The organism is Bradyrhizobium sp. 142, assembly GCF_023074015.1.
Lineage (GTDB): Bacteria > Pseudomonadota > Alphaproteobacteria > Rhizobiales > Xanthobacteraceae > Bradyrhizobium.
Window position 1 is genome coordinate 1 of sequence record NZ_JADPKQ010000065.1, and the last position, 9,538, is coordinate 9,538.

The 9,538-nt window shown below is 61.2% G+C and carries 5 protein-coding genes; 4 read left to right on the forward strand and 1 reads right to left on the reverse strand.

The genetic code is table 11. The annotated features are described in order from the left end of the window. Window positions 1–298: 298 nt before the first annotated feature. The gene (locus IVA82_RS07195; RefSeq protein WP_247382357.1) at window positions 299–943 is read right to left on the reverse strand and encodes a cation transporter; all 645 of its coding nucleotides are present in this window, start codon (window positions 941–943) and stop codon (window positions 299–301) included. A 614-nt stretch (window positions 944–1,557) separates the two neighbouring features. Here IVA82_RS07195 and IVA82_RS07200 point away from each other — a divergent pair. From IVA82_RS07200 to IVA82_RS07215, 4 genes are all read left to right on the forward strand, one after another. Then, complete coding sequence (locus IVA82_RS07200; protein WP_247382358.1) at window positions 1,558–3,618, forward strand: adenylate/guanylate cyclase domain-containing protein; 2,061 nt, start codon at window positions 1,558–1,560, stop codon at window positions 3,616–3,618. Window positions 3,619–5,244: 1,626 nt separating this feature from the next. Next, window positions 5,245–6,441: an MBL fold metallo-hydrolase gene (locus tag IVA82_RS07205; RefSeq protein WP_247382359.1), complete on the forward strand. Its 1,197-nt coding sequence runs from the start codon at window positions 5,245–5,247 to the stop codon at window positions 6,439–6,441. Window positions 6,442–6,749: 308 nt separating this feature from the next. Further along, on the forward strand, window positions 6,750–8,414 hold the full coding sequence (locus IVA82_RS07210; protein WP_247382360.1) for a hypothetical protein: 1,665 nt from the start codon (window positions 6,750–6,752) through the stop codon (window positions 8,412–8,414). A gap of 73 nt (window positions 8,415–8,487) precedes the next feature. After that, window positions 8,488–9,036: a tetratricopeptide repeat protein gene (locus tag IVA82_RS07215; protein WP_247382361.1), complete on the forward strand. Its 549-nt coding sequence runs from the start codon at window positions 8,488–8,490 to the stop codon at window positions 9,034–9,036. Window positions 9,037–9,538 lie beyond the last annotated feature (502 nt).

Genomic DNA, 9,538 nt, shown 5'->3' on the forward strand with positions numbered 1-9,538 from the left:
ACGCAGCGGACTGACTGTGTTGGTATCGCTCATGGAGAGTTCCTTCCTGAGTGAGGGTTGCAAACACCTCGATTCTCAGGGCGGGGCTCTCCAGTGCTACCACTATCCTCTCAACTGGCTACCGGTCTCTCGGCTCATGCTCCCGCGCAGCGGGCTGGAGCGCAGCGACTTTGTGCTCTGGCCCGAATGCGAAGTCCAGACCGGCTTTCGTGTTGTCCGGTTATCGGGATAGACCGGAAGCGGTTGGCCGAGCGCCCGACCGACACGATTGACCCAAAAGAGACTTGGGGTGGCCAAACTATTCAGCCGCCACCAGTCGGCCAATCCGCAGCTCTCCGATAGCTTGCCGGACCACTACCACAGCCCCTTGAATCGCAAGCAACGACATGACCGTCGCCACGACGATGTCGGGCCAACCTGTGCCGGTCCCGAACACACCAGCCGCGGCTAACAGCACCGCGAGGTTACCCAGCACATCGTTACGAGTGCAAATCCATGCAGACCGCATGTTTGCATCACCATGACGATAAGCCCAAAGCAGACCAAACGAAGTTGCGTTCGCAACGAGCGCGGCAGCTCCCACGGTGCCCATCGCGAAAGCACTCGGGAGCGTTCCGTGCAGAATATGCCAGACGACGGTTGCAACGACCCATACGCCAAACATGCCCATTGTGGCGCCCTTCGCAAGGGCCGCGCCAGCCCGATAGCGGAGCGCCATGCCGACAACGAGGAGGCTGATGGCGTAGTTCGCAGCATCCCCTAGGAAGTCGAGTGAGTCGGCTTGCAGCGAAGCTGATCCGGCAGCGAGACCCGCGACTACCTCAACGGCAAACATAGCGGCGTTGATCGCAAGCACAGCCCAGAGCACCCGCCGGTAGGTAGCATCCTGTTTCTTGTTCCCGCCGAGGTTCAAGGGCGGTGGAGCGCAACAGCAGTCGTTCATGAGCCGAAGATAAGATAAATCGGGACGCGTCGCTAGTCCGCTTCAAGTCGCCCCTTGGCCCATCGCGTCGGTGGCGGGACGCAGCGACATGTCCGGAGTCGGGCGCAAACCGGTAGTCGTCGGTTGAGGGGCAAACCGACGCGATTGACCCTTTTCAGACATTCAGGGCGGAGCGCTCTCGGACCGTGGTGAGGCTGCTGGCCGCCAGGATCCCCCTTCGGCCCTAGTCGTGTTGGATCCTTCTAAAAGTCTCGCAAGAAACGCGCACATGTCGCTGTGTCTGGGTCCACCGCCGCCGAATTTGGTTGGCACAAGCACCGAAAAGACCCTGCGTATCTTTAGGATGTCGTAGTTCTTGGCAACGAAAGGCGTCGGGATCTTCTTGGGCGCAGCTTTCGGCGATCGTGGGACCAGCTCCCGTAAGAGGCCTTGATGGTCAATAGGGCGCTGATCACAAGAACCTCCCTCAGCTACTCGCGTGAGGCCAAAACAGATGGCAGTACAAAGTCGCTTTAGTATTGCGACGCGATCCCCGTATTGGGCCACGCGTGGAGACTGGCCCTCATCCAGACCTTCGTCTACACTGCCGCCCTGTTCCGAGCTGGAGGGCGAGCATGGAGTGCCCGAGCTGCGGAAGCGCCAATCAGGATGGCAACCGATTCTGCGGGAACTGCGGCGCGCCGCTGCCGCAGCATTGTGGCGCGTGCGGTCGCAAGAATCCGATCGGCAATGGATACTGTGGTTTCTGTGGCGCTCCTTTGACCGGTGCCGCTCCTCTGGAACGAACCGCAAATACGCCTGCCCAGCCGGCATTAGCCGGTGCCGAACGCCGGCGTCTCACTGTCATGTTCTGTGACCTCGTCGGCTCGACCGCGATTGCGTCTCGGCTTGATCCGGAAGACCTGCGCGAGGTGCTCAGCAGGTACCACAAAGACGTTGCGAAGATGGTGGGGCGTTTCGATGGATTCGTGGCCAAGTATATGGGCGACGGAGTTTTGGCCTACTTCGGCTACCCGCAGGCGCATGAGGACGACGCCGAGCGAGCTGTTCGCGCCGCTCTGCAGATAGTGACAATCGCGCGGCCAGTGCCGGCTGCGCCCGGCGGAAGACTGCCGGTGCGTGTGGGTATTGCCACAGGTCTCGTCGTCGTGGGTGATCTCATCGGTGCTGGCGAATCCCAGGAGCGCGGTGTAGTGGGCGAGACGCCAAATCTTGCGGCGCGACTGCAAACGTTGGCGGAGCCGGACAGCGTCGTGATCGATGCGAACACGCACAGCCTGACGAGCGGGATCTTCGAATACGAGGAACTCGGCATGGTCGAGCTAAAGGGCTTTGTTAAGCGTGTGTGCGCGTGGCGCGTGCAACGCGAGAGCACGATCGAAAGCCGATTCGAAGCACTACATTCAGCTACCGCTCTCACCCCGCTTGTTGGGCGTGAGGAGGAGATCGGGCTGCTGGTCCAGCGCTGGATACAGGCAAAGTCCGGTGCGGGCCAGGTGGTCCTGCTCTCGGGCGAGCCGGGCATCGGCAAGTCGCGCCTGACCGCTGCCATCCTGGAGCGGCTGCGCGGTGAGCCCCACGTCCGGCTGCGCTATTTCTGCTCGGCGCACCACCAGGACAGCGCGCTGCACCCGATGATTGTGCAACTCGAACGCGCCGCAGGTTTCGAGCGGGGCGATACACCAGAGATGAAGCTTCGCAAAATCGAGGCACTGCTCGCGCCGACGTCGTCGCCGATTGCGGGTCTGCCACTCATCGCCGAGTTGCTACACATTCCCGCTGGCGATCTGTACTCACCGAGCATGCTAAATCCGCAGCGCAAGAAGGAGGAGACGTTCGAGCTGTTGCTCGACGAGCTCGTCGTCCTCGCGCAGAGCCAGCCGGTATTGTTGGTCCACGAAGACGTCCATTGGATCGACCCCAGCTCCTCCGACTTCCTCGATCGCGTGGTCAATCGCGTGGCAGACCTGCCTGTGCTGTTGCTGATTACATTCCGGCCCGAGTTTCAGGCGCCATGGACCGGGCAGTCACACGTTACGATGCTCGCCCTCAGCCGCCTCGACCGGCGCCAGGGTGCGACGCTCGTGCAGTGTGTCGCGGGCGGCAGAGCGCTCCCCGGGCACGCAGCGGAAGAGATCATCAAGCGCGGCGACGGTGTGCCACTGTTCATCGAGGAATTGACGAAGGCTGTTGTAGAAGCCCAAGCCAGTCGAGAAAGCGGCGAAGATGCGAGCGCCACAACCTCGCGATCGGCGCTTGCCGTGCCCGCAACCCTCCACGCCTCATTGATGGCTCGGCTTGACCGACTCGGGCCAGGTCCGAAGAAGATAGCACAAATCGGAGCGGCCATTGGCCGTGAGTTTTCATACGAATTGCTTGCCGCTGTCGTCGGCCCAGCGAGAGGGAGATACAGGACAGGTTGGCGCGGCTTGTCCATTCTGAACTGGTGTTCCAGCACGGGACGCCACCAGAGGCCGCCTACAGCTTCAAACATGCTCTGGTGCAGGATGCGGCGTACAGCACGCTGCTGCGCAGCGATCGACAGCGGTTGCACGCGGGCATCGCCGACGCCCTCGAGGGGGATTTCCCGGACCGCGTGGCGTGCGAGCCCGAACTGCTGGCGCACCACTATACGGAAGCCTGCCAAATCGAACGTGCCGTCGGCTATTGGCTGAAAGCAGGCGAACGCGCTGCCCAACGCTCGGCCAATCTGGAAGCACTTCGGCATCTCGCCCGAGGGTTAGAGGCGCTGAACACGCTACCGGAAAATTTCGAGCGGGATCGACAGGAGCTCGCTTTTCAGATCGCAATCGGTACTCCCATGATCGCCGTACACGGTTATTCCGCGCCACAGACAGGCGGCGCCTATAGCCGTGCACGCGCACTTTGCGAGCGTCTCGGCGAGGCCGAGCCTCTCGTGGCGACCCTCAGCGGTGAGTTCGTCTATTACTTCGTCCGCGGCGATTATTCCTTGATGCGGCGATTAACCGACGAGGCTCTGCGGATAGCCGAACGCCTTCCAAGCCCGCTTATCCGTCTTGCTAGCCACCGCTTGGCCGGGATCACGGCTATGCATTTCGGGGCGTTTGCCGAGGCACGGTCCGAGTTTGAGGCGATCCTGCGCCTCTACGACGCGCGCCGGCATCGATCACAGCCGGTGCACTACGTTCACGACCCGAAAGTCTCAGCTCTCACCTATCTTGCGCCTGTCCTCTGGATTCTGGGCTTTCCCGAGCAAGCGCGTCGTTCGAGCACCGCGGCGTTCCACTGCGCGGCCGAGTTGGACCAGGCCAACCTCACGGCGCATGTCCACAATTTCGCTGGCGCTGGTTTGGTCGAGCTGCTCGGCGATGTCCCGGGCGTGCAAGCCCATGCCGAAGCGATCATTGAGCTGGCCGATCGGCACAGCCTTGGCTATTGGCGCGTGAATGGGTTGATTCTTCGCGGCTGGGCTATGGTACAGCAGGGTGCCCCGGGGCCAGGCATCGCGCTCATGCGTCAGAATGTCGAGCGCCGCGCGGCTCTCGGCGTCAGTTGGTATCAAGCCCGGTATCTCTGCATGCTCGCCGCGGCCTATGCGCAAGTCGGCCAGGCCGAACCAGGGCTACGGATCGTTGCGGAGGTGGAGGATCTCATCGCCAAAAATCGCGAACACCTGTGGGAGGGCGAAGTTACACGCATCAAGGGGGAGCTTATGCGGGTGCAAGGGAGATCAGCCTCCGAGATCGAATCCTGCCTTGCGCAAGCTATGGCAATAACCCGCGCACAGGGCGCCAAGTCGCTCGAGCTCCGCGCCGCCCGCAGCTTGGCGCGCCTGTGGTGTGATCGGGGGCGGCGCAGGGATGCCTGCGCGCTGCTCGCACCGCTCCTTAGCTGGTTCACTGAGGGCTTCGAGACCGCTGATCTGAAAGCCACAAAGGCATTGCTCGACGAGTTGACCTGCGGAGCATGAGTGGATTTGCGCTGTGCTTCCTAGTGCAGGGCTAGAGTCGTAGGGACTGCGCTCACGGGTGACGACGTCTGCAACTGGCCGATTTTGTTGCAAAAGTCGGCTGTAACCGACGGATGTCATTCGGCCATTCGCTAAGGCCGACCGGCTTTCCGCCCGAATCGACACGTCGGGAAGAGAAGTAACGTTGCCAGATCGAGAACTCAGAGATCAGCCCAGTATTTTTTATTGACGGAGCAGTTAGCAGGTAGGAGCATATTAGGACTTGAGACGCTTGACCTTTCGGAACGAACCCGTGCGGTCCCGCGCCTTCTGTTTTTGGCCTCATGGCTGGCAGAACGGGAGGTTAGCAATGGCTATCGATTACGCTTCGGCTTCAATCACGCTATCACAAACAGGTCCTCAGGCGCCTCGGCGGCAGTTTTTCTGCGACGAGGTTGGGCGGCGAGAATTTCTCTGCGGCGGAGGCGCCGGTCTCTTAAGCCTGATACTTGCTACACTTGGTGGCTCGCAGCCGGTCATTGCGGAGGCTGTCACTGGATCATTGCCTGAGCTCGACCGCGTGGCAGTCCGGATAGTGATCGATAGCTATCAGTTCGCTGTCGCCCCGAGCAGAAAGCTGCCCAACCTCGATGTCCAGCACTTTGGCTGGGGCCTCAGCGACAAGCCGCCGCGCAGAACGTTGGTCAGCGAATTCGGCCTTGCGATGCAGGTCGAGTCGCGACGCGGCAACGAGACGCGCAACATCTTAGTTGATTTCGGTTTCACGCCGGAAGCCCTTCTCAACAACACGGGCCTGCTTGGCATTGACCCTGCGACCATCGACGCACTTGTGCTCAGCCACGGACACCAGGACCACTTTGGCGGTCTCGTCGGTTTCTTGCAGACGCATAGCGGCAAGCTAAAACCCAAACTGCCGTTGTTTGTCGGCGGCGAAGGATGCTTCTGCGCGCGCGAGTGGACTGGCCCGCCTGCGCAGGGCAGCTTCGGCGTCATCGACCGCAAAGCTCTCGAGGCAGCCGACATCGCCGTAACCGTCGCGGAAAAACCTGCCCTGGTTGCGGATCACGCCGTGGCCACGGGGCAGATCAGTCAGAATACCTTCGAGAAGGTGCTGTCACCGAGCGCAATGACCATTGGTCTCGACCGCGGCATCGGCTGTTATCCCGAGCGCCTCAGCGAGGCGGAACGCACTGCGCCCGTCGTACCGGATCAGTTTCAGCACGAAATCGCGACGGCGTTCAATCTGAAAGGACGGGGGCTTGTCGTCCTAACTTCATGCAGCCATCGCGGCGTGGTCAACGCGATCAAGGAAGCTCAAGCCGCCTCCGGCGTGGAAAAAATTCATGCGGTGATAGGGGGCTTTCATCTCGCGCCCTATCAAGAGGACTACGTTCGAGATACGGTCAAGGCACTCCAGGAAATCGATCCGACTTACGTGATTCCGCTGCATTGTACGGGGGAGCCCTTCTACGAAACCGCGCGGGCTGCGATGCCGACAAAGCTCTTACGCTCTTACACCGGCACTCGATTGGTTTTCGAGGCGTGAGCGCAGCCTCCATTAAACGAATGTCCGTTCGTTCGTGGACCCGAAGCGGACCAACCGAGCCTGTCTGACGGCGTCCGCTGATTTCTGCATGTTCAAGAGCGTGTCCTAGAACCTGCGAATGCCGCTGCCCGAAATGGACACGTCGCCTGACCCTTTTGATCTCCCGCAATGTTTTCATTTAGCTAGTGTTTCACTGTGCGAAAGCGCACAGTGAAACGATCATCGCCCGCCCTTGATGTTTTTGGTGGCTGTGAGCGTTGCGCTCCCGCGTCGCGAGGCGAACATCAGGCAAATGGCGCGCCCGACCGATGCGTTTGTCTGCATCAAGCTTACGTACCATCGCTCGCGCAAGGCTAGAGAGGACATTTACAATGAACACGCAATCACGGCGAATCTCATTTGCGGCTGGTCTGATCACCGCTGCGCTCGCAAGCGGCGCAATCGCCCAGCAAGACGAAAAGCTCGGCAAGGTGGTCTTCCCTACCTCTTGCGCCCCCAATGTGCAGACCGAGTTCGATCGCGGTGTCGCAATGCTGCATTCATACTGGTTCCTAAAGGCTCGCCGGACGTTCGAAGGGATACTACAGCAGGACCCCGCCTGCGCCATGGCGCATTGGGGTGTGGCGATGGACTTCCTCGGTAACACCCTTGCGGCCACGCCGAGCCGGGCCGACGCGCAGGCTGCTTGGGACGCGCTTGAGAAAGCGCGGGCTACAGGGCCGAAGACGCAGCGCGAACGCGACTGGATCGAGGCGCTGAGCGCCTATTTCCGCGACCATGACAAGGTCGCCGTGAATGTCCGACTGGCAGCCTACAATGCCGCGATGGAGCGGATGGCTCAAAGCTATCCGGATGACTACGAGGTGCAGACCTTTTACGCGCTGACGCTCCAAGCCTCGGCGCCGAAAAGCGACCTCACCTATGCCAATCAGACCAAGTCCGCGGCGCTTCTAGAAAAGCTTTTCGAGCAGAACCCGCAGCATCCGGGTGTGACGCACTACCTCATTCACGCCTACGACTTTGCACCACTTGCCGAAAAGGGAATCGCGTCGGCGCGGCGCTATGCTGGCATTGCGCCGGCCGTGCCGCACGCCCGGCACATGCCGTCGCACATCTACTCCATGGTCGGACTTTGGGAAGAATCCATCGCCTCGAACGCGTCGTCGCTTGAGATCCAGCCCGACTACTATCACGCGTCGGATTTTACGGTATATGCCCATCTGCAGCTCGCGCAGGATGCCAAGGCCGATGCGATGATCAAGAAATCGCTTGCCACCGCCGACCGCGGCGATCGTCCGATCAACTTCGTCAATTTCACCGCCAAGGCCGCGATGCCAGCGCGTTACGTCCTGGAACGGGCGGATTGGGCCGGCGCTGCCGCGTTGCCGATGACTCCCACCCAATATCCTATGGCGGATTCATTGATCCGTTTCACGCGAGGTCTCGGCATGGCGCGCACTGGCGATTTCGCGGGCGCTAAAGAAGAGATCGAAGCGATGAAGGCGTTGCGCACGACGCTGCAGCGCGCCGACCAGTCCTACTGGGCCGACCGCACGGAAGAGCAAATGCTTGCCATTTCCGCATGGGTGGCACTGAAACAAGGCGATCGCGATCAGGCACTGCGGTTCATGCGAGCAGCGGCTGACAGCGAAGACGGTAGCCTCAAGCATGTGGCGATGGAGAATCGACTCTATCCGTTCCGAGAACTGCTGGCGGAACTGCTTCTTGAGACAGGGCAGCCCGCAGCTGCCTTGAACGAGTTCGAGACCGCGCTCCAGCAGACCCCCAACCGCTTCCGAGCCTTCTCGGGAGCCGCCCGCGCTGCGGACAGCGCAGGTAACCGCCAGAAGGCATCCGAGTACTTCGGCAAGCTGGCGAACCTGGCCAAGAACGCTGATACGGAGCGGCAGGAAATCCGCGAGGCCCAGGCATACTCGCGCCGAGATGATACGATCGGTGGCGTACGAAAATAACTCCTCGGCTGTCTGACCCGGCAGCCGTCAATTCGAGAAGGCAGCGATGACTCGCGCGGTCGCGTTGGCTACGATGCTCGGCGCGCTGGTGGCCGGCGTAGCCGTCTACACCATAAGCTCGCCGGGCTGGCGGAACGGGATTACACTGCAGGTCGGCGGTCTCGACCGTCGAGACGAGTCGGCCATCACGACCGAAGCATGGCCGATCTGCACGACCATGGCATCGGCCGCATCAGATGCCGACTGGGCGCAACTCGACCCCGATTTCAAGGCCGGCAAGAAGGCGCTGGGCGTAGAGAATTGGCATGCTGCAGTCGCAGCATTCGAGCTCGCCGCGCTGCGCGATCCGACTAATGCCGATGTCCAGAACTACATTGGCTATGCCTATCGGCGGCTGCATCAGATGGGTCCGGCCATTGGCCATTATCACCAGGCATTGATGCTAAATCCCCGCCACCGCAGCGCGCATGAGCATCTCGGCGAAGCTTATCTGGTGCTTGGGGAGCCGGCCAGGGCACAGCAACTTCTGGCGGCGCTGGAAAACCTCTGCCTCATTCCCTGCGAGGAATACGACGACCTCAAGCGAGCCATTGCGGCGTACAGGAGGCTGGCCAGGCGCTGAGATCCGGACGCAATGTCGAGGCTCGCACCTGATCACAAGACGACCGCGGACTTCCGCAAAGACAATGGTTTGGCGCTGCGCAAGGCGTGCGCGCTTCGTCGAACTCTGCCGTGAGATGGGTCTTCTCGCGCCGGTGAGCGTAGGCGAACTTCTCGTCTGGCCGGCATTTCGTGGACCAACGCCTCGCCCGGATCGGAACGATGGGCCGGTATTTCAGCTTCTGTGCAGGTTTTCGGATGCCGGCATGCCGAGACCATCCCCACGCTCGGACAGCCGGCGCCCGAAAAGCGCCAAGGCACGAAATCGCGGGATGTGGGGCACCGACTGTGCATCGGGTGCTATGGGGATTTGGCTTCGGCGTGAGTGTTGCGGAAGTTGAGCTGATGGTGGCGATCGGATCGCTTTAGTCTTACTGCGTCATAAATTTTTGCGCGATCGCGGACGCAGGATCGCTCTTGCGCAACATGGACATCGCGACAGACTTCTGACGAGGGCGAGAACG

Coding starts and splice junctions, on each gene's coding strand:
- IVA82_RS07210 (WP_247382360.1), top strand. CDS start 6,750: ATGCGTTTGTCTGCATCAAGCTTACGTACCATCGCTCGCGCAAGGCTA.
- IVA82_RS07215 (WP_247382361.1), top strand. CDS start 8,488: ATGCTCGGCGCGCTGGTGGCCGGCGTAGCCGTCTACACCATAAGCTCG.
- IVA82_RS07205 (WP_247382359.1), top strand. CDS start 5,245: ATGGCTATCGATTACGCTTCGGCTTCAATCACGCTATCACAAACAGGT.
- IVA82_RS07195 (WP_247382357.1), bottom strand. CDS start 943: ATGAACGACTGCTGTTGCGCTCCACCGCCCTTGAACCTCGGCGGGAAC.
- IVA82_RS07200 (WP_247382358.1), top strand. CDS start 1,558: ATGGAGTGCCCGAGCTGCGGAAGCGCCAATCAGGATGGCAACCGATTC.